32 protein-coding genes and 1 pseudogene are annotated in these 23,633 nt (G+C 54.2%); 26 read left to right on the plus strand and 7 right to left on the minus strand.

From position 1 onward, the window contains the following. Positions 1 to 2 precede the first annotated feature (2 nt). From BQ5383_RS03215 to BQ5383_RS03270, 12 genes are all read left to right on the plus strand, one after another. On the plus strand, positions 3 to 650 hold the full coding sequence (locus BQ5383_RS03215) for a GyrI-like domain-containing protein (RefSeq protein ID WP_071429301.1): 648 nt from the start codon (positions 3 to 5) through the stop codon (positions 648 to 650). Continuing rightward, positions 647 to 1,183 carry a GNAT family N-acetyltransferase gene (locus BQ5383_RS03220; protein WP_071429302.1) on the plus strand — a complete coding sequence of 179 codons (537 nt, stop codon included), beginning with the start codon at positions 647 to 649 and terminating at the stop codon, positions 1,181 to 1,183. The genes BQ5383_RS03215 and BQ5383_RS03220 overlap by 4 nt, the downstream gene beginning before the upstream one ends. Then, a complete protein-coding gene (locus BQ5383_RS03225; RefSeq protein ID WP_071429303.1) occupies positions 1,180 to 1,737 on the plus strand; it encodes a DUF3795 domain-containing protein in 558 nt (185 codons plus the stop codon). Before BQ5383_RS03220 ends, BQ5383_RS03225 begins: the two co-directional genes overlap by 4 nt. 4 nt (positions 1,738 to 1,741) lie before the next feature. Beyond that, positions 1,742 to 2,137, plus strand: coding sequence for an SRPBCC family protein (locus BQ5383_RS03230; RefSeq protein WP_071429304.1), 396 nt, complete (start codon positions 1,742 to 1,744; stop codon positions 2,135 to 2,137). 83 nt (positions 2,138 to 2,220) lie between these two features. After that, positions 2,221 to 2,730 carry a helix-turn-helix domain-containing protein gene (locus BQ5383_RS03235; protein ID WP_071429305.1) on the plus strand — a complete coding sequence of 170 codons (510 nt, stop codon included), beginning with the start codon at positions 2,221 to 2,223 and terminating at the stop codon, positions 2,728 to 2,730. A gap of 86 nt (positions 2,731 to 2,816) precedes the next feature. Beyond that, the gene (locus BQ5383_RS03240) at positions 2,817 to 3,281 is read left to right on the plus strand and encodes a GNAT family N-acetyltransferase (protein WP_071429306.1); all 465 of its coding nucleotides are present in this window, start codon (positions 2,817 to 2,819) and stop codon (positions 3,279 to 3,281) included. Positions 3,282 to 3,346: 65 nt separating this feature from the next. Beyond that, positions 3,347 to 4,204 (plus strand): AraC family transcriptional regulator, encoded by an 858-nt coding sequence (locus tag BQ5383_RS03245; RefSeq protein WP_071429307.1) that lies wholly within the window; start codon positions 3,347 to 3,349, stop codon positions 4,202 to 4,204. A 164-nt stretch (positions 4,205 to 4,368) separates the two neighbouring features. Then, positions 4,369 to 4,941 (plus strand): SGNH/GDSL hydrolase family protein, encoded by a 573-nt coding sequence (locus tag BQ5383_RS03250; protein ID WP_071429308.1) that lies wholly within the window; start codon positions 4,369 to 4,371, stop codon positions 4,939 to 4,941. After that, positions 4,938 to 5,348, plus strand: a complete 411-nt coding sequence (locus tag BQ5383_RS03255) for a peptide deformylase (RefSeq protein ID WP_071429309.1) — start codon at positions 4,938 to 4,940, stop codon at positions 5,346 to 5,348. Before BQ5383_RS03250 ends, BQ5383_RS03255 begins: the two co-directional genes overlap by 4 nt. Further along, positions 5,345 to 5,659, plus strand: a complete 315-nt coding sequence (locus tag BQ5383_RS03260; RefSeq protein ID WP_071429310.1) for a TIGR04076 family protein — start codon at positions 5,345 to 5,347, stop codon at positions 5,657 to 5,659. The genes BQ5383_RS03255 and BQ5383_RS03260 overlap by 4 nt, the downstream gene beginning before the upstream one ends. Positions 5,660 to 5,671: 12 nt before the next feature. Further along, positions 5,672 to 6,388: an SDR family oxidoreductase gene (locus BQ5383_RS03265; RefSeq protein WP_071429311.1), complete on the plus strand. Its 717-nt coding sequence runs from the start codon at positions 5,672 to 5,674 to the stop codon at positions 6,386 to 6,388. Then, entirely contained in the window at positions 6,385 to 6,846 is a 462-nt protein-coding gene (locus BQ5383_RS03270) for a flavodoxin domain-containing protein (protein WP_071429312.1), read from the plus strand. Before BQ5383_RS03265 ends, BQ5383_RS03270 begins: the two co-directional genes overlap by 4 nt. A 159-nt stretch (positions 6,847 to 7,005) precedes the next feature. Here the strand turns inward: BQ5383_RS03270 and BQ5383_RS21755 are convergent, their stop codons facing one another. Next, a complete protein-coding gene (locus BQ5383_RS21755) occupies positions 7,006 to 7,131 on the minus strand; it encodes a hypothetical protein (RefSeq protein WP_268874620.1) in 126 nt (41 codons plus the stop codon). Between the two features lie 71 nt (positions 7,132 to 7,202). Between BQ5383_RS21755 and BQ5383_RS03275 the strand changes: the two genes are divergently transcribed. From BQ5383_RS03275 to BQ5383_RS21440, 5 genes and pseudogenes are all read left to right on the plus strand, one after another. Next, positions 7,203 to 7,661: a metallophosphoesterase family protein gene (locus BQ5383_RS03275; protein WP_071429313.1), complete on the plus strand. Its 459-nt coding sequence runs from the start codon at positions 7,203 to 7,205 to the stop codon at positions 7,659 to 7,661. Continuing rightward, positions 7,661 to 8,161: a DUF6933 domain-containing protein gene (locus BQ5383_RS03280; protein WP_071429314.1), complete on the plus strand. Its 501-nt coding sequence runs from the start codon at positions 7,661 to 7,663 to the stop codon at positions 8,159 to 8,161. The genes BQ5383_RS03275 and BQ5383_RS03280 overlap by 1 nt, the downstream gene beginning before the upstream one ends. Positions 8,162 to 8,175: 14 nt before the next feature. Next, the gene (locus BQ5383_RS03285; protein WP_071429315.1) at positions 8,176 to 8,865 is read left to right on the plus strand and encodes an alpha/beta hydrolase; all 690 of its coding nucleotides are present in this window, start codon (positions 8,176 to 8,178) and stop codon (positions 8,863 to 8,865) included. Between the two features lie 149 nt (positions 8,866 to 9,014). Next, positions 9,015 to 9,527, plus strand: a pseudogene (locus BQ5383_RS20585) (DUF5714 domain-containing protein); the annotation flags it as partial. Beyond that, positions 9,519 to 9,962: an arsenate reductase ArsC gene (locus tag BQ5383_RS21440; RefSeq protein ID WP_268874627.1), complete on the plus strand. Its 444-nt coding sequence runs from the start codon at positions 9,519 to 9,521 to the stop codon at positions 9,960 to 9,962. The pseudogene BQ5383_RS20585 and the gene BQ5383_RS21440, both read left to right, overlap by 9 nt. A 298-nt stretch (positions 9,963 to 10,260) precedes the next feature. On the opposite strand, the gene BQ5383_RS03295 is transcribed toward BQ5383_RS21440, so the two are convergent. Continuing rightward, positions 10,261 to 10,785, minus strand: a complete 525-nt coding sequence (locus BQ5383_RS03295; protein WP_071429946.1) for a pyridoxamine 5'-phosphate oxidase family protein — start codon at positions 10,783 to 10,785, stop codon at positions 10,261 to 10,263. 153 nt (positions 10,786 to 10,938) lie between these two features. On the opposite strand from BQ5383_RS03295, the gene BQ5383_RS03300 reads away from it, so the two are divergent. After that, positions 10,939 to 11,388 carry a helix-turn-helix transcriptional regulator gene (locus tag BQ5383_RS03300; protein WP_071429316.1) on the plus strand — a complete coding sequence of 150 codons (450 nt, stop codon included), beginning with the start codon at positions 10,939 to 10,941 and terminating at the stop codon, positions 11,386 to 11,388. A 9-nt stretch (positions 11,389 to 11,397) separates the two neighbouring features. On the opposite strand, the gene BQ5383_RS03305 is transcribed toward BQ5383_RS03300, so the two are convergent. The 4 genes from BQ5383_RS03305 to BQ5383_RS03320 all read right to left on the minus strand — a co-directional run bounded on the left by BQ5383_RS03305 (position 11,398) and on the right by BQ5383_RS03320 (position 14,301). Beyond that, on the minus strand, positions 11,398 to 12,051 hold the full coding sequence (locus BQ5383_RS03305; RefSeq protein WP_071429317.1) for a vWA domain-containing protein: 654 nt from the start codon (positions 12,049 to 12,051) through the stop codon (positions 11,398 to 11,400). Between the two features lie 89 nt (positions 12,052 to 12,140). Then, complete coding sequence (locus BQ5383_RS03310; RefSeq protein WP_139193332.1) at positions 12,141 to 12,803, minus strand: CatB-related O-acetyltransferase; 663 nt, start codon at positions 12,801 to 12,803, stop codon at positions 12,141 to 12,143. Between the two features lie 132 nt (positions 12,804 to 12,935). Beyond that, complete coding sequence (locus BQ5383_RS03315; protein WP_071429948.1) at positions 12,936 to 13,286, minus strand: DUF2200 domain-containing protein; 351 nt, start codon at positions 13,284 to 13,286, stop codon at positions 12,936 to 12,938. A gap of 4 nt (positions 13,287 to 13,290) precedes the next feature. After that, positions 13,291 to 14,301 carry an O-acetyl-ADP-ribose deacetylase gene (locus BQ5383_RS03320; protein ID WP_071429319.1) on the minus strand — a complete coding sequence of 337 codons (1,011 nt, stop codon included), beginning with the start codon at positions 14,299 to 14,301 and terminating at the stop codon, positions 13,291 to 13,293. 490 nt (positions 14,302 to 14,791) lie between these two features. Here BQ5383_RS03320 and BQ5383_RS03325 point away from each other — a divergent pair, with 490 nt between their 5' ends. Genes BQ5383_RS03325 through rbr form a run of 3 tightly spaced genes read left to right on the plus strand, consistent with a single transcriptional unit; the run spans position 14,792 to position 18,402 of the window. Further along, the gene (locus BQ5383_RS03325; protein WP_071429952.1) at positions 14,792 to 15,169 is read left to right on the plus strand and encodes a Fur family transcriptional regulator; all 378 of its coding nucleotides are present in this window, start codon (positions 14,792 to 14,794) and stop codon (positions 15,167 to 15,169) included. Continuing rightward, positions 15,166 to 17,196 carry a [FeFe] hydrogenase, group A gene (locus BQ5383_RS03330; protein WP_338061401.1) on the plus strand — a complete coding sequence of 677 codons (2,031 nt, stop codon included), beginning with the start codon at positions 15,166 to 15,168 and terminating at the stop codon, positions 17,194 to 17,196. Before BQ5383_RS03325 ends, BQ5383_RS03330 begins: the two co-directional genes overlap by 4 nt. Positions 17,197 to 17,199: 3 nt before the next feature. Then, positions 17,200 to 18,402: a rubrerythrin gene (gene rbr / locus BQ5383_RS21810; protein WP_076944433.1), complete on the plus strand. Its 1,203-nt coding sequence runs from the start codon at positions 17,200 to 17,202 to the stop codon at positions 18,400 to 18,402. Between the two features lie 518 nt (positions 18,403 to 18,920). Here rbr and BQ5383_RS03340 read toward each other — a convergent pair. Further along, a complete protein-coding gene (locus BQ5383_RS03340; protein ID WP_071429320.1) occupies positions 18,921 to 19,799 on the minus strand; it encodes a LysR family transcriptional regulator in 879 nt (292 codons plus the stop codon). A 146-nt stretch (positions 19,800 to 19,945) separates the two neighbouring features. On the opposite strand from BQ5383_RS03340, the gene BQ5383_RS03345 reads away from it, so the two are divergent. Genes BQ5383_RS03345 through BQ5383_RS03365 form a run of 5 tightly spaced genes read left to right on the plus strand, consistent with a single transcriptional unit; the run spans position 19,946 to position 23,361 of the window. Beyond that, a complete protein-coding gene (locus tag BQ5383_RS03345; protein ID WP_071429321.1) occupies positions 19,946 to 20,716 on the plus strand; it encodes an SDR family NAD(P)-dependent oxidoreductase in 771 nt (256 codons plus the stop codon). Next, positions 20,695 to 20,937 carry a hypothetical protein gene (locus tag BQ5383_RS03350; RefSeq protein ID WP_235821926.1) on the plus strand — a complete coding sequence of 81 codons (243 nt, stop codon included), beginning with the start codon at positions 20,695 to 20,697 and terminating at the stop codon, positions 20,935 to 20,937. The genes BQ5383_RS03345 and BQ5383_RS03350 overlap by 22 nt, the downstream gene beginning before the upstream one ends. A gap of 18 nt (positions 20,938 to 20,955) precedes the next feature. Next, entirely contained in the window at positions 20,956 to 22,122 is a 1,167-nt protein-coding gene (locus BQ5383_RS03355) for an iron-containing alcohol dehydrogenase (protein ID WP_071429323.1), read from the plus strand. 15 nt (positions 22,123 to 22,137) lie between these two features. Next, on the plus strand, positions 22,138 to 22,686 hold the full coding sequence (locus BQ5383_RS03360; protein WP_071429324.1) for a flavodoxin family protein: 549 nt from the start codon (positions 22,138 to 22,140) through the stop codon (positions 22,684 to 22,686). Positions 22,687 to 22,719: 33 nt separating this feature from the next. After that, positions 22,720 to 23,361, plus strand: coding sequence for a cyclophilin-like fold protein (locus BQ5383_RS03365; RefSeq protein WP_071429325.1), 642 nt, complete (start codon positions 22,720 to 22,722; stop codon positions 23,359 to 23,361). Positions 23,362 to 23,633 lie beyond the last annotated feature (272 nt).

Below are 23,633 nucleotides of genomic sequence, written 5' to 3' on the forward strand. Positions count from 1 at the left end.
CCATGGCTTTTGATTACAAAAAAGAGTATAAAGAATTCTATCTGCCCCCCAGAACACCGGGCATCATTACCGTGCCTGCCATGAACTTTCTGGCAGTAAGGGGCCAGGGCGACCCCAACGGGGAAAACGGCCCTTACAAGCAGGCTCTGGAGATGCTTTATGCCGTAGCCTTCACCATCAAAATGAGCAAGATGGGCAAACACAAGCCGGAAGGCTACTTCGACTATGTGGTGCCGCCCCTGGAGGGCCTGTGGTGGCAGGAGGGCGTTTATGGGGTAGACTACGCCCATAAAAAGGATTTCCATTGGATCTCCCTCATCCGCCTGCCGGAGTTTGTGACCAAGGAGGTCTTTGACTGGGCGGTGCGGGAAGCCGGGGGAAAGAAACAGCGGGATTTCTCCCCCGTGGAATTTTTCTCCTGGGAGGAAGGGCTGTGCGTCCAGTGTATGCACATCGGCCCCTATGATGACGAACCCGCCACCGTGGCCGCAATGGAGGAATACGCCAGGTCACAGGGGTACCAGGAGGACTTCGGGGAGGGGCGGCTCCACCATGAGATCTATTTAAGCGATGTGCGGCGGTGCGAGCCCCAGCGGCTGAAAACCGTCATCCGGCATCCGATCAAGATTCAGCGGAAGGATCAAACATGACAGAAATCAGGAAATTGCGGCACAGCGACGATCTTTTCGCCGTAAGCCGGGTATACGAGGAAAGCTGGAAAGCGGCTTATAAAGGACTTCTGCCCCAGGAGTATCTGGATCACCTGCCAGCTGGAAAATGGGTCCCTCTCCTGCGGCAGCCGGGCCGGGATTCTTTGATCCTCCTGGAAAATAACACGGTCATCGGCGTTTCCAGTTACTGTGCCAGCCGCACTCCGGAGTTATCAGGATGGGGAGAAATCATATCCCTCTATCTTCTCCCTTCTCGCTGGGGAATGGGCTATGGACGGCAGTTGTTTTCCGCTGTTATAAAACAGTTGGAAGCTGCGGGCTATGAAAATCTCTTTTTGTGGGTCTTGGAAAACAACCAGAAGGCCAGGCACTTTTATGAACAGATGGGGTTTCACCCTTATACAACTTACCTCGACGATGCAATCGGAGGAATGCCGGTGCGTGAAATTCAGTACCGCCGGAATATGTCAAAGGACACTGATGCTCCAGCTATAAGGAGGGACACGCCTTGAAAGGTTTTATCCGTACGCAAACCCGCTTTTCATTATGTGGTCTGAACTGTGCTGTCTGCTCCATGCATCTGGGCGGCTACTGCCCAGGCTGCGGCGGCGGCGCAGGCAACCAGAGCTGTGCCATCGCCCGGTGCTCTCTGGAGCATGGCGGCATCCAGTTTTGCTGGGAGTGCCCAGAGTATCCCTGTTTCCGTTATGAAGGCTTTGACGCCGGGGATTCCTTCGTCCCGCACCGGAACCGGACGCAGGATATTGCCAAGGTTCAGGAACTGGGACTGGATGCTTACCTTGCCCAGCTGGAGGAAAAACGGGCGATTCTGGGTGAGCTGCTAGCCCATTACAACGATGGCCGCCGCAAAACGTTCTTTCACACAGCGGTCTGTCTCCTGCCCCTGGAGGATTTACGCTCTGTGATGGCTTCCCTGAACAGCCAGCGGGAACTGGGTGGGCAGACGGTCAAAGAACGGGCTTTTTCTGCTGTGGAGCTGCTTGAGGAAGCTGCGGACCGCCGGGGCATCGGCCTGAAGCTCAACAAAAAGCCAAAGAAAGGGTGATTACATGGCGGCTTCCAAGGTAACCGTTCATTTTCCCTGTCCGGCAGAGCAGGTGTGGCATACGGTAACAGACCTTACCCATACCGCCTGGCGGAGTGATCTGGCCCGGGTGGAGGTTTTGGACGAGGCTCACTTTGTGGAACACACCAAAAGCGGCTATGCCACCGCCTTCACCGTCACAGCCTGTCAGCCTCTCCACTTCTGGGCCTTCACCATGGAAAACGGCAATATGTCCGGCTCATGGGAGGGGATCTTTGAGGCGGCGGAGGGCGGCACCCTGCTGACCTGTACCGAGACTGTCACTGCCAAGCATTGGTGGATGCGCCCCTTTGTCCCCGGCTATTTGAAACGGCAGCAAAAGCTGTATCTTTGCGATCTGCGAAAAGAGCTGCTGAAATAATCCATGTTAATCTGCGTTGCTTGCAGCAACGGGTTATTTTCCTTACAATGATGGCAACACCTGAGCGAAAGGAGTTCTCCCTCATGTTAAGCGAAAATATAAAAGCCATCCGAAAATCAAAGGGTCTTTCACAACAAGAGCTTGCCGTCAAACTGAATGTGGTGCGGCAAACCATCTCAAAATGGGAACAAGGATTGTCCGTCCCGGATTCCGATCTGTTGATTTCTCTGTCGGAAGCCCTGGGGACACCGGTGAGCACTTTGCTTGGAGAAACTGTTTTGGAATCGGAGGCTGATGCGATAAAAGCAATCTCCGAAAAACTGGAAATCATCAATCTGCAGCTTGCCCAAAGAAAAACATTAAGGAGAAAAGTCCTTTTTTGGCTGCTGATTTCATTCTGTGCAGCAATAGTGGCTGCTGCTTCGTTTTTGATCGCGGTAAACAGTCCCTACCTGGGTTGGGATTACAGCAATCCGGAACTGGCCGTTGCGGGAGCAGCCTTTCACGTATTTGAATGGGGATTTGTCAGGGTGGCGCCCATTATCCTCATTGCAGCAATCATTGGCGCTTTTCTGATTGGGAGAAAAGAATAAAGCTTTCTGGGAAGGACATTTCCAACAGCTGACCACCTGATAAAACGGAAACATCCTTTTGATTACCATGGGAAAGGAACTGGGTTATGGAAATCAGACTTGCACAGGCACAGGACATTGACGCCTGGATGGCACTGGTGGAACAGGTTCGGGATGTTTTTCCCGGACTGGAGACCGCTGAGGCGATGGAAGAACACAGAGCCACCGTCCTGCGCTTTATCAAAAATGCTTCCGCCGTCTGCGGGGCAGAGACAGACCGGATGGCAGGCATTTTGCTTTTCTCCAGGGAATCAGGCCAGCTGTGCTTCCTGGCGGTGGACCCCTCCTACAGAAGGCAGCATATTGCCCGAAAGATGGTGTCCTTGATGCTGACGCAGATGGATGAAGGAAAAGATATTACTGTCACCACCTACCGTGAGGATGATCCCAATGGACAGGCTGCACGGGCTTTTTACAAGCGTCTGGGCTTTTCGGAAGGAAAACTGACAGAAGAATTTGGCTGCCCGGTACAGGAGTTCATCTTAAAGCGGCCAGCCGCCGGACAAATATGAGCACGGAAAATCGGGCAGAAACCGCTGATTTCCGGTATGCTGAATCCAGAAGGACGGTGTGACCAATGGATTGGGTAACAAGCATCCATCAGGCGATCCAGTATATCGAAGAGCATCTCCGGGAGGAGCTGACCATCGGGGAGATCGCACAGCAGGCGGCCCTGTCTCCCTTTTACTTTCAAAAGGGCTTTGCCATGCTGTGCGGTATGACGGTGGGCGACTACATCCGCCAGCGCCGGCTTTCCGCCGCCGGAATGGAGGTCCTCACGACGGACTGGAAGATCATCGACATCGCGCTGGAGTTCGGCTACGATTCCCCGGACAGCTTTACCAAAGCCTTTGCCCGCTTCCATGGGCTTACACCCGCCGCACTGCGAAAAAGCGGAGGCGCGGTCCGTTCCTTTGCTCCGCTTCGGATCAAAGTCACATTGGAAGGTGGTCAAAACATGGATTGCAAGATCATGAAAAAAGAGGCGTTCACAGTGCTCTGCCGGGCAAAAACCTTTAAGTATGAGGACGCGTTGGCCCAGGTCCCCAAGTTCTGGGCGGAGCATTTCGCCGCAGGCGGCGGCAAAGTGGTGTGCGGTATGTACGGCATCAACCTGGACGAAAGCATGGGCGGCAGCGAGTTTGAATATCTCATCGCTGACAACTATGATCCCGCAAAGGAAATTCCTGACGGCTTCACCACCCGCACCATCCCGGCCCACACCTGGGCGGTGTTTCCCTGTACCGGCCGGATGCCTCAGGCGCTCCAGGGACTGAACCAGCAGATCTTCTCCCAGTGGCTGCCCACGAACCCCGACTACAAGATCGCCGCCGGCATCAACGTGGAACTGTACAGCGACGCCAGCAAATTTGAGAACGGAACCCAGGATCAGGACTATTACTGCGAGATCTGGATTCCGGTAGTAAAGAAATAACACTCCCATATGCGCCAGGCTCCAGCGAAAATCCAGGAGTCGGGCGCATTTTTTGTTCTCTGCCATGGGGTGCTGGTATCTTCCCTCCGTCTGGCCGGTACTTGCTTCATTTTGGGCTACCATGTATAATTCAAGTTGACAGAAAACGGACAAGGAGCATTGCCATGCGTATTCTCATGTTGGGCAACAGCCTTACCTTTGCCAATCATATGCCACAGACGCTGGCCCTTCTGACCGGAGCGGAAGTGGTACAGCATACCCGGGGCGGCGCAAGGCTGTCGGAGCACCTGAATCCCAAAACCAAATTGGGCGCGCGGACACAGGCAGCACTGCGGGATGATCATTGGGACTTTGTTATCCTTCAGGAAATGAGTCACGGCCCTGTCACTTCCTCCAAAAGTTTCTTTTCCAGCGCAGAGCGGCTTTGCCGGCAAATTCGGGAGAATGGAGCCATACCCATCCTTTATGCCACCTGGGCCTATGAGAAGGGCAGTGTCAAGCTGACAGAAAAGGGCTGGGACTATGAGGAAATGGCCGGTAAAATGTCCGCAGCCTATAGCAAAGCCGCTGATGAAAACCAAGCCCTCATCGCTGATGTGGGACAGCGGTTTTATGAACTGTCCGGCACACAAAATCTTTACGCTGCCGATGGTGTTCATCCCAATGAAGCCGGCTCCCGTATCGCGGCGGAGATCATTGCGGCGGTGATAAACCAGTATAAGGAGAAACAACCATGATTCGAGAGATCTGCAAAGATGAAGCATTTCTGGCTCAAAAGGCAGAAGCCGCCACTCCGGAGGATAAGGAGATTGCTGCTGACCTGCTTGAAACCCTGGAGCACCATAAGGACGGCTGTGTAGGTATGGCCGCCAACATGATCGGCGTAAACAAGCGCATCATCGCTTTCGACAACGAGGGTGAATATATGGTGATGTTCAATCCGGAGATCATCAAAAAATCCGGCCCCTATGATACGGAGGAGGGCTGTCTTTCCCTTACCGGAACCCGTCCGGCCAAGCGGTGGGAATCCATCAAAGTACGCTGGCAGAACGAGCATTTCCAGCAGCGGCTGAAAACCTTCCATGGCTGGACAGCTCAGATCATCCAGCATGAAATCGACCATTGTGAGGGAATCATCATATGAAAAAGTGTAAAATCACCGTCATGCGCATCACCCGGTATGAGGATTTGATGGCCCAGTATGAGAACCCCATCTCCCATGCCTGCGACATGAAGGTGGGACAGGTATTCATCGCCAACGGCTGGGAAAAACCGGAGGGCTTTTGTCAAAGCGCCTGGGACACCCTCTCCCCTTTTGTGCTGGCGCTGAGCCACGGCGGAGAGAACTTTTATGACGGCTGGATGAAGAATCCAAAATCCGCCATGCTCTCCTGCAACGATGGCTTCCGCCCTGTGAGCTTTCTGGTGGAAGCCCTGGACCAGGACGCAGACTGAGGAGGAAATACCATGTTTAAAAACAAAGTTGCAGTGATCACCGGCGGTGGTAAGGGGATCGGCAAAGCCATCGGGGAACAATTCCAAAAGGAAGGGGCCAGGGTATGCGTCATTGACCTGCTGCCCAATGATTACTTTCAGGGCGATCTGGCCGATCAGGCTGTGCTGGAGCAGTTTGCCCACAAGGTCATCGCCGACTACGGTCACATAGATTATCTCATCAACAACGCTCTGCCCCTGATGAAGGGTATTGACCAGTGCAGCTATGATGAGTTCAATTACGCGCTGCGGGTGGGTGTCACCGCTCCCTTTTATCTTGCCAAATTGTTTGCCCCTCATTTTGCTCCCGGCGGCGCCATTGTCAATATCTCCTCCTCCCGGGACCGGATGAGCCAACCTCAGACCGAAAGCTACACAGCGGCCAAGGGAGGCATCTCCGCCCTTACCCACGCCTTAGCCGTGAGCCTCAGCGGCAAGGTGCGGGTCAATTCCATCTCTCCCGGCTGGATCGACACCGATTATACGGTTTATGATGGCCCGGATGCCATCCAGCAGCCTGCGGGCCGGGTAGGCAATCCTCTGGATATTGCCAATATGGTCCTGTACCTCTGTTCGGACAAAGCAGGCTTTATCACCGGGGAAAATATTTGCATTGACGGTGGCATGACCCGTCAGATGATTTACCACAACGACTTCGGCTGGAAGCTGCAAGGAGGAAACCACTTATGAAAACCGCAATCTGCTACTACTCCCGCCACCATGGCAATACCCTCAAAGTTCTGGAGGCCATGGCTCAGGAAGGTGAAATTCATCTTATTGATGTAACTGCCCGCCAAACCGTTCAGCTGATGGAGTATGACTGCATCGGCTTTGCCTCCGGCATCTATGGCTTTGAGTTTCAAAAAGCTGTGGTGGAGTTTGCCCGGCAGTATCTGCCTGCGGGCAAGCCGGTATTTTTCATCTACACCTACGGCGGGGTCAAAGGCACCGGCTCAAAGGCTGTAGCGGAAATAGCCAATGCCAAGGGATGTTCCATTCTGGGGGAATTTTCCTGCAAGGGTTACGATACCTTTGGTCCTTTTAAAATGGTGGGCGGCATCGCCAAGGGTCATCCTGACACACAGGATCTGGACAACGCCCGCCGATTTTTCCGGCAGATCCAGGAAGGTCTGGAAGAAAAACAATAAAAGCGGAAAAAAACTAAACCCGGCATGGGATTTTCTCCAAAGCAATTTCAAAAGAACACCCCAACACCTTGTATACTGGGACGCCGCAGACTGTAAAAAACCTATTTCAAGGGAAAAGTAAAATTTAAAATCATAAAAATCAGGACATGCGCCTGATTTTTATACCACGACCCGTGCCCACTGGGGCGCGAAACCGGGGGTATCGCCGCTGGTTTCGTCAGGAACCAGCGGCGTATCCAGGGGGTATTGGATACCCCCTGGAAGCGTGTCGAACTTTTTCGACACGCTCGGACGCCCCAACACCTTGTATGCTGGGACGCCGGACTGTCAAGTCAAACAGGACAGGAGGATCACATATGAAGCTTGCCATTGTATCTGACACCCATGGCCTGCTGCGGCCCCAGGTGGTGGAGCAGCTGAAAAACGCCGATGTCATCCTCCACGGAGGGGACATCAATAAGCAGACCATTGTGGACCAGCTGCGGCAGTACGCGCCCCTCTACATCGTCCGGGGCAATAACGACAAGGAGTGGGCTGAGGCTATCCCCCACCATCTCACTTTTACTTTGGAAGGTGTCAACTTTTTCATGGTCCACAACAGAAAAGAAATTCCGGAGGACCTCTCAGGGGTGGATGTGGTGGTGTTTGGACACTCCCACCAGGCTTTATTGGAAGAAAAAGACGGCATTCTCTGGCTCAATCCCGGTTCCTGCGGTCCCCGGCGGTTCCATCAGGAGATTTCCATGATGACGGCAGAAATCGTGGATGGAAAAATTCAGGTGGAAAAGATCGTCATTCCCCATGAGGTGAAATAATGGAACTGGGACTGACCTTTCCGCTCCAGCGATTTTTGAAAATGAAAACACCTCCCTATGGTGCAGAGACGGATCGGCGTTTTTGCTGGGATCTTCATGTGATCTACCTGCAGGGGAGGTGCTGTCTGCTGGCTGTCCACTGTTACAGTCGTTATTCCTTCGTCCGCTGTGATGTATCACCCTTTCAGTGGGCGGATCTTCCGGGACTGTTCCTGGGAGGACTGACAGAAAGCCTTTCCGCCGGGGGATTTGCTTCCAATCAGATGGAGGCATATCTCCGGCAGGCGGAGGACATCCAAATTACCCGCACCCATGGCCGCCGGGAGGTGGCTTTTCTCAACCGGGCTTGGGATGATGTGCTGGCTCTGGATTTTTGCCTGGACACCTCCCGCCAGGTGCAGCCGCTGCTGGACCATGGTGTAAATACCCGTCCCAGCCGGTGCGTTGGCTTTGAAGGGCTTGGAACGGGGCTGGAACGGATGAGAGAGCTTTTGAAGTAAAGGGAAATGGTAATATGCAAACCGAAAAATTTTATATAGGCACAGTTCCCGCAGTTTTATACGGGAGACCTGCGGACCAGGGATATATTTTTCTTCACGGTCAGATGGGCTGCAAGGAGGAGGCGGAAGCCTTTGCCCAGGTAGTTTGTCCAAAAGGATTTGAGGTGCTGTCCATCGATCTCCCCGGTCATGGGCAGCGGCAGAATCGGGGAGAGGCACTGCTTCCCTGGACAGCGGCGGCGGACATCCGAGGAGCGCTGGACTGGGCAGAGAAGCGGTGGAAAAGGATCTCCCTTCGGGCAAACAGCATTGGGGCTTACTTTGCCATGCTGGCTTTTGATCACCCCTGCCGTGCCCTGCTGGTCTCCCCCGTTCTGGATATGGAAGGGCTTATTTTGACGATGATGGGCTGGGCCGGGGTGACGGAAGAGCAGCTGCAAAAACAGGGCGAGATCGCCACCTCCTTTGGACAAACCCTCTCCTGGGACTACCTGTGCTGGGTGCGGGAGCATCCGGTCCATAACTGGAGCTGTCCGGTTCGCATCCTGTACGGAAGCGGTGACAACATGATCTGCCGCAGTGTGGTGGAAGAATATGTCCGCGGGCACAATGCCGCTCTCACGGTGGTGGAAGGCGGGGAACACTGGTTCCATACACCGGAGCAATTGGCCGCGCTGAAAGAATGGGAGGAGACGGAAGCTTGAGTCGGGAAGAATGTCTGATCTGCAAGGCTCCCCTGGAATACCTGGTCCGGGATGAGCTCATGGAGTGCGCCATCTGCCATAAAAAAGAGCCCAGCAAAACCCGCTGTGTGAAGGGCCATTATGTCTGTAATGAATGCCATACCCAGGGAATGGACTGCATTTTCGGCCTGTGCCTCGCCGAGACCTCCGCCGATCCTGTGGTCATTCTCCGGAAGATGATGGACCAGCCTTTCTGCCATATGCACGGCCCGGAGCACCATGTGATGGTGGGGGCGGCTCTGCTTACCGCTTACAAAAACGCCGGAGGCCGGCTGGAGCTGGAAAAAGCTCTTCATGAAATGTACAGCCGGGGCAAAGAGGTCCCCGGCGGGGCGTGCGGCTTCTGGGGAGCCTGTGGAGCGGGGATCAGCGCCGGACAATTTCTGGCCATTGTTACCGATTCCACTCCCCTGGCCCGGGAGCCCTGGGGCCTGAGCAATCAAATGACTGCCCGGGCGCTGGAAAGTATCGGCAAGGCAGGAGGCCCCCGATGCTGCAAGCGAGATTCCTTCCTTGCGGTTCTTGCTGCCGTGGACTTTGTCAGGGAACATTTTGGGGTGGAAATGGAGCGTACTGTCCCGGTCTGCTCCTACAGCCCTGAAAACGGCCAGTGCATCGGCAGGCGCTGCCCCTTCTCCAAAGCCAGACGGCAAAATCCTAAAGTGGCATTTCTTTGCGTCCACAATTCCTACCGCAGCCAGATGGCGGAGGCACTGGGCAAAAAGCTGGCCGGGGATGTGTTTAATAGTTTCTCCGCCGGCACCAGTCCCACCGCCCGAATCAATCCTGATGCTGTGCGGCTGATAAAACAGATCTATGGTATCGACATGGAGCAGACACAGCACAGCAAATCTCTGGAGCAGCTGCCGGCGGTGGATATTGTGGTGACCATGGGCTGCAATGTCCAGTGCCCCACTTTGCCATGCTCCCACCGGGAGGACTGGGGACTGGATGACCCCAGCGGTAAGGGGGATCAGGAATTTCTCGCCACCATAGCCCGAATTGAGGAGAAGATCCTGGATCTGAAGCACCGCATCCAGAAAGGCGAGCTGGGCTGATTGGAAGAAAAAGAGAACCCGGGGTTTCTGTAAATTCGGAAGCTCCGGGTTCTCTTTGGTTACTTCAAAATCTGTTTCAGCATCTCCCGATGGGAGAAATCCTATGGGGAAAGCCTTCATAGGCAATCCATGGAAAAAGTTCAGCGCTGTGCCGCCTGTCAGTATCGCCACAGCCAGCATCCCAATCTCCAGAATTTCACCCTGGCACACAGTTTATACCAGTGTTTCCTTTGGTATGCCGGGATGCCCAAAATCTGTTTGACATCCATAGACACTTTTTCCTCCTTGGGGAGTGTCGTCACTGCTCCTTTTCATCCAGCAGCAACGTCTGCCGGGGGGCGCAGCCCAGGTCCTTGAATTCAGAGAACAGGCAGTCAATGCGGGCAGGGCGGACCCGGATGAGATGCATGGGGCTGGGCAGCTTTCGCAGTGTCTCCAGGGGAATCTTTTTCCATGCGGCATGGGCGTTATAAGCCTCGCTGAAAGGCTCCACCAGTTCCGCCAAGCCCATCACCTGCATTCCATGAAGCTTTCCGAAACCCTCATACCGGTCAAAAATAGCCAGGCACACATGAGGATTCTTCTGGAGGCCAATAAACTTTTTGCCGCCCTCGCTGAACATCCAGAAGCTGCCTTCATGCCAGCTGTACTCGATGGGAGTGCAGCGGACATAATCCCCCGCTCCCGTGGCCAGGGCACAGGTGTTGTTGGCCAGGATATATTCCTCCGCCATATGCCACAGCACATCCCGTTCCACCTTGACGCTGGCAGCATCTTTTTCTTCCCAGTACCGGGCAGCGGCCTCATACTCCTCATTTGTCACAAAAATCCCTCCCAACCTGTTTTTCTCCAGTATAGCACAGCCACGGAAAAAATGTCAGGAAACCGGGCGAAAGTGACCGCTTTCCCTGGTGGATTTTTTGCGGCCCGGGCGATATACTGAAATCCAGAAACCATCTTTCAGGAGGGAAACGCCATGAGTTTGGGAAGCAGTTTGTACCATGCCCGGAAAAAGAGCGGGCTCTCCCAGGAAAATGTGGCTGAAAAGCTGGGTGTCAGCCGCCAGACCATCTCCAAATGGGAGACCAACGAGACCCTGCCGGACATCCGGCAGTCCAAAAGGCTGGCGATGCTTTATCACATGACCCTGGATGAACTGATCGAGTACGATTTTGACGAGGAGCAGGCCCGCCAGATGATTGAAAGCGTCAGTGATGAGGCTCAGTCCCGAATTGACTGGAACAAAGTGTGGAGCAAAAAATATCCGGTTCTGGCCACCTATCATAAAACGGTGCGCATCGACGATTATGCCCCTGCCCTGCAGGAAATGCTCACTCAACTGCGGGTGGATTACGGCTACAACCATACCGACGCCCTGCTGGTTCTGAAGGACATTCTGGCCCGGGTATGGAAGGGGCAGTTATGAGTTTGAGGTTTATCGACGGCTCTGCCGACTGCGGAAATCCGCCTCAATGTCGTCTTTCCAGTGCTCATCCAGTTGGATGCCGCACCGGACAGCGGCAGCGGCCCGGGCCACCGTCTCATAATTCAGTCGTGTTCCCTCTCCATCGCAGTGGTAATTCACCGCTCTGTCGGCGCCAATTCCCAGATGTCCCGCCGTTTCCACCGCGTCGATATTGGCCCCCAGAAACAGAAACTCCCATCCGTACTTCTCCTTCTGCCTCTGGATCATCCTTTTGATCTCATGGGCGGAATAACGTCGGCTGGCGTTTTCCATACCGTCGGTAGTGATGACAAAGAGGGTGTGTTCCGGTACATCCTCCGGACGGGCATACTTATGGATGTTGCCAATGTGGTCAATAGCCCCGCCGATGGCGTCCAGCAAAGCGGTACAGCCCTGGACCCGGTATTCCCTTGAGGTGATGGGTCTTACATTCTCCACCCTCACCCTGTCATGAAGCACCTCCGTCCGGTCGCTGAAAAGAATGGTGGAGACAAAAGCCTCCCCGGGCTCCTTCTGCTGCTTTTCCACCATGGAATTGAAGCCGCCGATGGTGTCCCCTTCCATTCCCTGCATGGAGCCGCTGCGATCCAGGATAAATACCAGTTCTGTCAAATTCTTTTTCATCACAAAATCCCCCTGTACTGTGTTGTTTTTCTTACAATCACAGTATAGAGGGATTTTTTCTTTGTTTGGTCGCCTGGCAAGCGACAAACTTATTGGGATTGTGTGAGCCTTTCTTTGATGGCCTTCTTTACCTTTTCCAGGTCCGGGTCACACAGCAGAGGCAAAATTTTCACCAACTCCTCCGGCTCCAAATCCCACCAACACAATTGCAGCAGCAGACCGGTCAGCTCTTCATCAAAGCGTTGTTTGATAAGCCTCGCTGGATTTCCGCCAAATACGGTGTAGGGGGGAATATCCTTGGCCACCACAGAACAGGCGGCCACAATAGCGCCATCCCCGATCTTGACCCCGGGCATAATGACACATTCCCGTCCGATCCAGACATCGTTGCCAATGACGATATCACCTTTTCTGGGAAGCTGATCCAGATGGGGCGGCGTGTTCTCCTGCCACGCCCCGCCGAACACGTGAAAGGGATAGGTGGTGACACTGCTGATCCGGTGGTTGGCAGGGCCCATGATAAACTTTGTGCCGCAGGCGATGGCACAGAATTTGCCGATGATGAGATGATCACCGAACTCGGGATAGTTGAACAGCACATTATTTTTTTCAAATCCGGTGGGGTCCACTGCATCATCGTAATAGGTGTAGTCCCCAATGGAAATATTGGGCGCCTTCACCACATTTTTAATAAAGCAAGAGGTTTTATATTCGTTTGGAAAGACCTGATTGGGGTCTGGTATCTGATACATCGCTGTCATCCTTTCTTTTCTTTACATCACATCCTTTCTGCCGCATGTTATGGTGGCAACCGCCCTCTTTTTTCTTATTTCCTTCACTGTTGTGCACTCCTGTTATCATCCGTCGCTGTGCTCGCCTGGCAATTATTTTCTCAGAATCTGCTCCATGGATTTTCCCTTGGCCAACTCATCCACCAGCTTGTCCAGATACCGGATCCGGCGCATCAGCGGGTCCTCGATCTCCTCCACCCGGATGCCGCATATCTTGCCTGTGATCAAAGCACAGTTGGGGTTGATGGCAGGGGCGCCACGGAAAAAATCGCCGTAGCTGATGTCGGACTGTTCCAGACGGGCAATATCCTCCGGTGTATATCCGGTGAGCCATGCAGTCACCTGGTCCACCTCCTGGCGGGTCCGGCCTTTTTTCTCCGCCTTGTTCACCAGAAGCGGATACAGCTTGGCGAAAGACATCTGTGTTACATCAGTACGGGGCATGGCGTCAACCTCCCAGCAGGCTTTGATCAAATGCGAACAAGGCCTCATTGATTTCAAAAATATTGTAGTTGTGATGGGCAATGAAATACTCCACAATGATATCAAACTTACTGGCGTGGGAGAACGCAAAACCCGCTTTTTCCAGCATCTCCCGTGCCTCTTCCAGGGGCAGCTCCAGGGCAATGGCAAAGGCCATGGCAGTGGGTTTGGAAGGCTTGTAGTGAACATCGGAGCGGATTTTGGAGAAAAGCTTGCGGTCAATATTGGCCTTCTTGTAGCATTGGGCGTCGGTCATGCCCCGCTCATCGATCTTCCGCAGCAGCATTTGGGAAAAGCTCTCGTCCACCTGAGACAACGCTTCATCCAGGCTTTGGGGCGCCGGCGCACAGGGTGCCGATTCCCACAGCGCTTTCTCCATGGGTTTCACAGATACGGGGGCTGCGGCCATGAACCGGCGGCGCTGCTCTTCCCTGCTGTCAGCATGCTCTGCCGCATAGCGATCATCAATATAGGCGGCGATGTCGGCAAAGAGCTTGCTGCCGATGGTATAAGCTGCCCGGTCAAAGATCACCAGATAAACCGTCATGTCGTGATGGCAAAGAAAATCCCCGATGGTGTCCACCGCCACCTTGATGGCCTGGTCCTTGGGGTAGCCGTACACCCCGGAGGAAATCAGGGGAAAGGCTACTGTCTCGCACCTGTTGGCAAGGGCCAATTCCAGAGAGGAACGATAAGCAGAGCTCAACAACTCCCGCTCCCCATGACCTCCGCCCCGCCAGACAGGACCGACTGTATGGATCACATATTTTGCGGGCAGACGGTAACCTTTGGTGATTTTGGCTTTTCCCGTTTGGCAGCCGCCCAGGGTGCGGCACTCAGCCAGCAGCTCCGGTCCGGCGGCACGGTGGATCGCGCCGTCCACACCCCCACCCCCCAGAAGGCTTTCGTTGGCAGCGTTGACGATGGCGTCCACTTTCATAGTGGTAATATCGTTTCGCACAATGTGCAGGGGCATGAGAACACCTCCTTTATCAATAAATTTATCATATCATACGCAGTGGAGTCTGACAATTCCTGTTGGGGGTGGACCATGTCCCTTTTCGGAGAAAATCAGGAAAATCCGCAGCTGTCAGTTTAAAGGCATCTTTTGGAAGATCTGTCAGCCAAACGCCCAAGCAAACACCATCCGCCGATCATCACTCCCGGCAAGGCGCCAAAACTCGCCCCCGGTCCACAGGGTCGTTGGGCACAGGGTATCCGGCGGAAATCAGCCTAAAAGAATAAACGGCACTTTGAGATATCCTCCAGCTCCGAACAAACACGATCCAGCGTATCGGCGTCCCTTCCCCGGCTGTGACGAACTTTTCACCACAAATCATTCGGTGTTTTAAAACCGGTCTGTGAATGCTGAAAAAATTTCCTTTTGTCCACGGTATCCTCTTGACTTTCTTTGACAGAAGGATATAATTAGAATTAGAATAATTCTAAAAAGGTTGATGCCCATCATGACCAAATACGCAAAGAAGATTCTGGAAATCGTAGAAAACTCCCACAGCCACATGACGGCGGAGCAGGTGTTTGACGCTCTGAGGCAAACCTATCCCAAAGTCGTGCTGGCCACAGTCTACAATAATCTCAACCGGCTGTGGGAGGAGGAGCGTATCCGCAAAATATCGGTGGAAGGAATGCCTGACCGGTATGATCGGATCAAGCGGCATGACCATCTGGTCTGCAAGGGATGCGGAAAACTGCTGGACGTGGATCTGAGCGATTTGACGGAACAGCTGCAAAAGCAGGTAGGCATCCCTATTCTGGCCTACGATTTAAAGCTGGTGTATCTGTGTGATGAGTGCAAAAATAAACTTCAGCAGAAAGGAACGTGAGGAAACTGAAACATCTGCCCTTGTCGGTTCGTGTCCCCATTGAGGATGAAAATCCCAGCATTCTGCGCCGGGAAGAAAAATGCGTCCGCTGCGGAATGTGCAGGGATGTGTGCACCAATCTGATGGGCGTACACGGGACCTATACCTTTGAGCAAACCGGAGACAAAGCCATTTGCATCTATTGCGGACAGTGCGCCAATGTCTGTCCTGTGGACAGCATTGTGGAACGGGACGAATCCCCTCAGGTGCGCCAGGCCATCGCCGATCCGGAAAGAGTGGTGGTGGTCAGCACCTCCCCCGCTGTTCGGGCGGCGCTGGGAGAAGAATTCGGTATGGAGCCGGGTGCTTTTGTGGAAGGCAAAATGGTGGCTCTTTTGCGGGCGTTGGGCGCGGATTATGTACTGGATACCAATTTCGCCGCTGATCTGACCATTATGGAGGAAGCAAGTGAACTGACCCGGAGGATCACAGAGGGGAACCAGCCTCTGCCCCAATTCACCAGCTGCTGTCCAGGGTGGGTACGGTTTGCTGAAATCTATTATCCCCAGCTGCTGCCCCACTTGTCCACCGCCAAAAGCCCCATCGGTATGCAGGGTCCCACTGTAAAAACCTATTTTGCCCGGAAGATGGGACTGGACCCCAGCCGTATCGTCCATGTAGCGCTGACACCCTGCACAGCGAAAAAATTTGAGATCCGCCGGGAGGAAATGCACGCCGCCGCTGATTATCACCAGCTGCCCCACCTGCGGGATACCGACCAGGTGATCACCACCAGAGAGCTGGCCAGATGGGCCAGAGAGGCTGGTATTAACTGGAATGCTCTGGAGGATTCTTCCTATGATTCCATCATGGGCCGCGCTTCCGGCGCAGGGGTCATTTTCGGCAGCACAGGGGGTGTGATGGAGGCCGCCCTGCGCACCGCCTATGAGTACATCACCGGCAATCCTGCTCCCGCTGTTCTCTATGATCTTCAGCCGGTAAGAGGATATGAAGGGGTCCGGGAAGCGGATGTGGAAGTGGGAGAAATGACCCTTCATGTGGCGGTCATTTACGGCACAGCCAATGCCAGGAGATTTCTGGACGCCATGGCAGCGGGAGAGAAGCAGTATCATTTCATAGAAGTGATGGCCTGCCCCGGCGGCTGCATAGGGGGAGGCGGACAGCCCAAGAACCTGCTGGGCAACGCTGATGAGATTCGGAAAAGCCGCATGGCCGCCCTTTACAGCCGGGACAGCGCCATGACACTGCGAAAAAGCCATGAGAATCCCGACATCAAAGAGGTGTATGAGGCTTTTTATGGTCGCCCCCTCAGCGAAATGGCGGAAAAGATGCTCCACACCACCTATCAGGATCAAAGCGGTATGATAAAAAAGAAGGGAGGACCAGGGATGAGCAAATGGGTATGCAGTATTTGCGGTTATGTGTACGATGAGGAAAAGGAAGGCACCGCTTTTGAGCAGCTGCCGGACAATTGGGTATGTCCCTTGTGCGGCGCGGCAAAAAGTGCCTTCTCCCAGGACAAGCCCAAGGCGGCCAAAGCGCCGGTAACTCCCATTGAGGTGGATGAGGATGTCCGTCAGCTGTCGGCCGGTGAATTATCTGCTGTTTGTTCCAATCTGGCCAGAGGCTGCGAAAAGCAATATCTGGACCGTGAGGCAGCCCTTTTCCGGGAACTGTCTGATTTCTTTTCCGCGGCTTCCCCCGCTGTCCCGGATGACAGCCTGGAGCACCTGATGGCCCTCATCCGCAAGGACCTTGAAGAGGGATATCCCGCTTTAAGCTCCGCCGCTGAGAAAAACGGCGACCGGGGCACACAGCGCATCTGCGTCTGGGGTGAAAAAGTGACCCGCATTTTGGATTCTCTGCTGGAGCGCTACCAGAAAGAAGGGGAAGCCTTCTTAAAGGATACACAGGTCTGGGTCTGCACTGTCTGCGGCTTTATCTATGTGGGCGATGCGGCTCCTCGGCTCTGTCCGGTATGCAAGGTCCCCTCATGGAAATTTGAAAAGGTGGAAGGGAGGCGCTGAGATATGAAACGAATCGCTGTAAGAAACATCCGCTTATGCACCAAGGACTGCCTGTGTCTGTATGTATGTCCCACAGGAGCCACAGATACTGAAAACAGCATCATTGATGTGAACAAATGCACCGGCTGCGGCGTTTGTGCCGATGCTTGTCCCAGCGGCGCCATCTCCATGGTACCCACAGAGTATCCTCCCCAGCAGAAAAAGACGGAGGAAGTGACCGCCCTGGCCAACACCCTTTCAAAGAGCAAAGCGGAAGCGGAAAGCATTGCCCGCCAACTGGCTCAAAAGACGGAGCAGCCTGGACTTTACCGTCTGGCAGCGGCTATTGAAAAATCGGTGCGGCTGGTACATGAGGATTTGCTGCGGGAGGCGGGATATATGCTGCCTCAAAGCGCCAACACCCACCAGCTGCTGAAAAGCTGGGCGGATAATCCTCCCTCTCCGGATTTTCCCGCGGCGGCTGCAAAGGAGCTACTGGAGCGTATTCCATGTAACGAAAAGGAAATAAAAACCGAAACGAAAGGAGAAACAAAAACAATGAGCAAGTGGAAATGCAAGGTTTGCGGATATGTATATGAGGGCGAAACTCTGCCGGAGGATTTCACCTGTCCGGTCTGCCGTCAGCCGGCTTCCGCCTTTGAAAAAATCGAGGAAGCCCCTGCCAAAAACGGCAGTAAATACGCTGGGACCCAGACGGAGAAAAACCTGCAGGCGGCTTTTGCCGGGGAATCCCAGGCGCGCAACAAATATACCTACTATTCCTCTGTTGCCCAGAACGAGGGATATGAGCAGATTGCGGCGCTGTTTTTGAAAACCGCGGAGAATGAACGGGCCCACGCCAAAATGTGGTTTGAAGAGCTCAACGGTCTGGGCAATACTGCGGAAAACCTTCTTCATGCCGCTGAGGGAGAAAACTATGAGTGGACCGATATGTATGATGGATTTGCCAAAACCGCTGAGGAAGAAGGCTTCCCGGAGCTGGCAGCCAAGTTCCGTCTGGTGGCTGCCATTGAAAAGCGCCATGAAGAGCGCTACCGCACCCTGCTGCGCAATGTAGAAGCGGCCCAGGTCTTTGAGAAGAGCAGCGTCAAGGTTTGGGAATGCCGCAACTGCGGACATATTGTTGTGGGAACCGCCGCCCCTGAGGTATGCCCCACCTGCTTGTATGCCAAGAGCTTCTTTGAGATCAACTGCGAGAACTATTAAAAACATCTGACTTGCAGAAAGTATGCCTGAGAGGAGAACCGGGCTGGACTGCACTGAAAAGCAGCCGCCGCTGCGGAAAGCCGCATCAGCCTGTGATCTCCTTACAGCGGTGGGACATCCTGTCTGGCTTCTTCGTATTTTCTGCATCAGGATAGTATTCACCGGCACTGATTCTCCCCCGATATTTGCATTCACAAAAAAGGAAAAGGGCATCCCTGTGATTTGATCTATGGGGATGCCCTTTTTCTCTTTTCATGCCCCATGGTCCGTAAGGGGCTGTTTTGACAGCTGCGCTGAACGCTCAAATAAGAGCGCCGTCAAATCTTCCGCTGATTGCAGCGCCATCAGCTGACATGAAATGAACCACCAAAAGAACCTGCGGCCTGTGAAAAACAGGCAGCAAGCTCTTTTATTCCCTTCCAGCGGCATTTTTGTCAGAAGGCCGACCGGTTCTGGATTTTCCCAGTTGAACCGCGGAGTATTTTATTCTTCCCGGTGCAAAACAAATTTTTCCCCTCTCATTTTCCCAGTTCCAGCAGCAGCTCCAGATACTTTTCCGCCGCCTTGGAAAAAATCTGATATTTCTTCCACACAAGATGCATTCCCGCTTCCAGCCTGGGCTCCAGCGGACGAAAGCACAGGCCGCTGTCTCCGGAAACATTGATGATCCGGTCCAGACACAGTACACAGCCCATACCGTCCTCCACCATAAGGGAACCATTAAAAACCAGGTTATAGGTCCCCACGATCCGCAGACGGCTGATATTCTGCCCAAACCATTCTGCCAGCAATCCATTTTGGAGAGCCTGACGGGAGATGATCAAAGGTTGGTCCAACAGATCCTCCGGTCGGATGCTCTCTTTCCAGGCCAAGGGACTATCTCTGCGCATCAGCACTCCCCAGACATCCCGGTAAGGCAGAGGGATGGCATGATATTTGGAAAAATCCACATGGTCAAACAACAGCCCAAAATCAATGAGCCCCTTGTCCAGCTGCTCGCAGACATCGGTGCCATCCCCGCTGGAAATATGAAAGTGTACATCGGGATACTCCTGCTGGAGCCTGCAGGCGGCTTCGGTGAGAAAATGGACCCCCACTGTCTCCCCCGCTCCAATATAAACGTCCCCGGACAGAAACTCATCCCCCTGGGATAGCTCCCGCTGCGTCTTGTCCACCAGCTCCAGAATCTCCTCCGCCCGTTTGCGCAGCAGCATCCCTTCTTCCGTGAGGGAAACACTGTGGCTGTTCCGGACAAAAAGCTGTTGCCCCAGCTCCTCCTCCAAATCCCGAATCTGCCGTGACAGGGTAGGCTGAGTGATGTGCAGCACATTGGCCGCCCCGGTGATATTGCCCTCCCGGGCAATGGTAAGAAAATACCGCAGCACCCGTAATTCCATGGACCTCGACCCCTTTCGCTTTCAGTATAAGGGAAAAAAGAAATGCTTTTAAGGCATGGCATGAAATATTATATGGGTATTTGCTATTTCACTTTGGATGGATTACACTAAAACCAGAAAATGAACCATCAGGGAGGTCTTGAAATATGGAACGGCAAATGTTGGAAGGTAAGGTGGCTATTATTACAGGAGCCAGCTACGGCATGGGACGCACCATGGCGGAGCTGTTCGCTGAGGAGGGCGCCGCCGTTGTGCTGACTGCCAGGGGAGCGGAAAAGCTCAATGAGGCAGTGGAGGCCATCAAGGCCAAGGGCGGCAGAGCCATCGGCGTTGTGGCGGATGTGTGCTCCACCGAGGACACCAAGCGGGTGTTTTCCTCCGCCCTGGAAGCCTTCGGGGATGTGGATATCCTCATCAATAACGCGGGCATCGGGGAACAAAAGCTTATTGACGAAACCGACGATGACTGGATGCTGTATGTGATGAACACCAATCTGGGCGGTCCCATGCGGTATATCCGGGAAGCGCTGAAAATTTTTCTTCCCAAAAACGACGGCGTCATCATCAATATCTCCTCGGTCAACGGTACCCGTCCCTTCTGCGGCGCCACCTACACTTCCACCAAGGGCGCGCTGAACACCCTGACCAAAAACGTGGCCATGCGGCTGGTGGATACCAATATCCGCTGCAATGCCGTGGCCCCCGGAGCCACCATCACCCCCGCCCATCTGGCCAACAAGGCGGGAGAGCAGCCTGGCGGAGCCAAAATGCTGGCCTACAGCGGCCACTATGTATACTTCCCCGGTCCCGAGTGCCAGTGCATCGACCAGGCCTATGCCTGTCTGTATCTGGCCAGCAAAATGGGCCGGGCCGTCCGGGGACAGGTGCTCCAGGTATGCAACGGCGCGTTTCTGTGATGGGCCGGGCCATGGACCCCGGAGAGATGGAGCAAGCCCTCCGTGACGCGGGATGCACCGGGGAGGACATCGCCTGCATGATGGAAAATGCCGGTGACCCCAAAGGGCTTCTGACACTGCTGGCCCGGCACCGGGCGGCGCTGCTGGAAGAGGTGCACCGGGGGGAAAAGAAAATTGACTGTCTGGATTATCTGATCTATCAGCTCAAGCATCAGCTGTAACATGAAGGAGGAATCGTTATGCTTGGAAACTTTACCTATTGCAATCCCACACGTCTGCACTTTGGCCAGGAGGCTTTGGAGCAGCTTTCGGGGGAACTGGCAAACTACGGTCCCAAGGTACTGCTCACCTATGGCGGCGGGTCCATCAAAAAATCCGGTCTCTATGACCAGGTGGTACAAATTCTCAAAGACAGCGGCAAGGAAATTTTTGAGCTGCCCGGCGTAATGCCCAACCCCACTGTGGAAAAGCTGTATGAAGGCTGTAAATTGGCCCGTGAGCAGGATGTGGATCTGATTCTGGCGGTAGGCGGCGGCTCGGTGTGTGATTACGCCAAAGCCGTGTCCGTTTCCACCTGGTGCCGGGAGGACCCCTGGGATAAATATTACCTGCGCATGGAGGATGTGGATAACCGGATCATCCCTGTGGGCTGCGTGCTGACCATGGTGGGCACCGGCTCGGAGATGAACGGCGGCTCGGTCATCACCAACCACCAGCAAAAGCGGAAAATCGGCCATGTGTTCGGCAGCAATGTCATGCCCAAATTCACCATTCTCAACCCCACCTATACCTTTACCGTTCCCTTCAGACAAATGGTTGCGGGAATTTACGACGCCTTCAACCACATCTGTGAGCAGTATTTTTCCGGTGCGGACGACAATACTACCGACTATATCGCCGAGGGGCTGATGAAGTCTCTCATCGTCAGCTCCCGTACGGCCATCAGGGAACCGGAAAACTATGAAGCCCGTAGCAACATTATGTGGGCCTCCACCTGGGCTTTGAACACCCTGCTGGCCATGGGCAAGTCCACCGACTGGGAGGTACACATGATCGGCCAGTCCATCGGCGCCTATACCGACGCCACCCACGGCATGACCCTTTCCGCTGTATCCATGGCTTATTACCGCTTTATCATGGAATACGGTCTGCCTAAGTTTGTCCGCTTTGCCGTCCAGGTGTGGGGCATTGATCCCCAGGGCAAGAGCGACCGGGAGGTGGCCCAGGCGGGACTGGCTGCTATGGAAAGCTGGATGAAGGAACTGGAGCTTACCATGAACATCCGTGAGCTGGGCGTGACTGAGGAGATACTGGAAGGCATCGCCGACGGCGTGTTTCTCATGAATGGCGGCTACAAAGTCCTCACCCGGGATGACGTGATGACCATTCTGAGAGCGAGTATGTGACAGGAGGCAGCAAAAATGAACAGCAAAAAACGGGTATTGATCCTTTCCACCAGTCCCCGGAAAAATGGAAACTCCGACACGCTGGCGGAGGAATTTGCCAGAGGCGCCAGGGAAGCCGGACATGAGGTGGAGAAAATCAGCCTGTCCGGCAAGGAGATCCGGTTCTGCCAGGGTTGCCTGGCCTGCCAGAAAACGGGGCGGTGTATCATCCATGACGACGCCGACGCCATTGTGCAGGAAAAGATGGTAAGAGCACAGGTGCTGGTGTTCGCCACCCCCATCTACTACTATGAGATGTGCGGCCAGATGAAAACCATGCTGGACCGCTCCAATCCCCTCTATTCCTCCGACTACGCCTTCCGGAAGGTCTATCTGCTGGCCACCGCCGCTGAGGATGGCGATGAGGTCTGGCAGCGGGCCGCCAGCGGCCTGGAGGGCTGGGTAGAGTGCTTCCCCAAGGCCCGCATGGCCGGGGTGGTATTCGGCGGAGGCGCTACCGAAGTGGGTGCTATCCGGGGCAGCGATGCCATGAAACGGGCATATGAAGCCGGAAAAGCCCTTTGATCCACACTTTGGAGCGTCAAGCATGGTGATGTTATGATAACAAAGATTTTAGCCTGTTGGATCGCCCTGGCCGTAGTTCTCACCGGCTGCGGAGCCGTGACTGAGACAGTTTCCGGCAGCTCCGCCGGACAGGGGGCAGAAAGCATGGCGCAGCAGCCGGCCTCTGGCTCTGCGGAGCAGTCTGAGCAGCCATCAGAGCCGCAGCAGGAGCAAGAATCTCAACAAGAACCGGAGCAAGAATCTCAGCAGGAACCGGAACCAGAGCTTCAGCAGCAGCCGGCAGAGGAAGCCGTGCAATCCACGGGGCAGGAGGAGGCGGAGATCATGCTTCAGATTCAGGTGGGCGACACCCTTCTGACCGCCGCCCTGGAGGACAATTCCTCCGCTGATGCCCTCAAAGAGATGTTAAGTGAGGGGCCCCTTACCATTGAGGTGGAAAATTACGGCGGCTTTGAAAAGGTGGGAACGCTGCCGGAAAGCCTTCCCCGTAACGACACCCAAATGACTGCCCAGCCGGGGGACATTATGCTTTATCAGGGCAATTCCATCGTCTTTTTTCACGGTTCCAACTCCTGGTCCTATACTAAACTGGGGACCATAGAGCAAACCGGGGATTTGGATTTAAAAGAGGTCCTGGGCGGTCAGGAGAGCACTGTCACCCTTTCGCTGGGATAACGGTTTCTCCCTCTGTTTGGACACAGGACCCTTTCATCCTCTTTCCCACAATACTCCTGATCCATAAAATAAAGTCCGCTTACCGGCGCATCCTCCTTTCCAGAGAGGTTTGCCGGCAGGCGGACTTTTTAGATTTGCTTTCAGCAAGGGGACAGCTGTTTCCTCTTTTGTTGGGGAAATAGGAAAATATTTAATCCCAAAATCACCGTTTTATCCACAGTGGCAGCACCAACATGGGAAAATCCCCCAACAAAAGGTGAGCGCAGATCTTT

The organism is Angelakisella massiliensis (genome assembly GCF_900104675.1).
GTDB lineage: Bacteria > Bacillota > Clostridia > Oscillospirales > Ruminococcaceae > Angelakisella > Angelakisella massiliensis.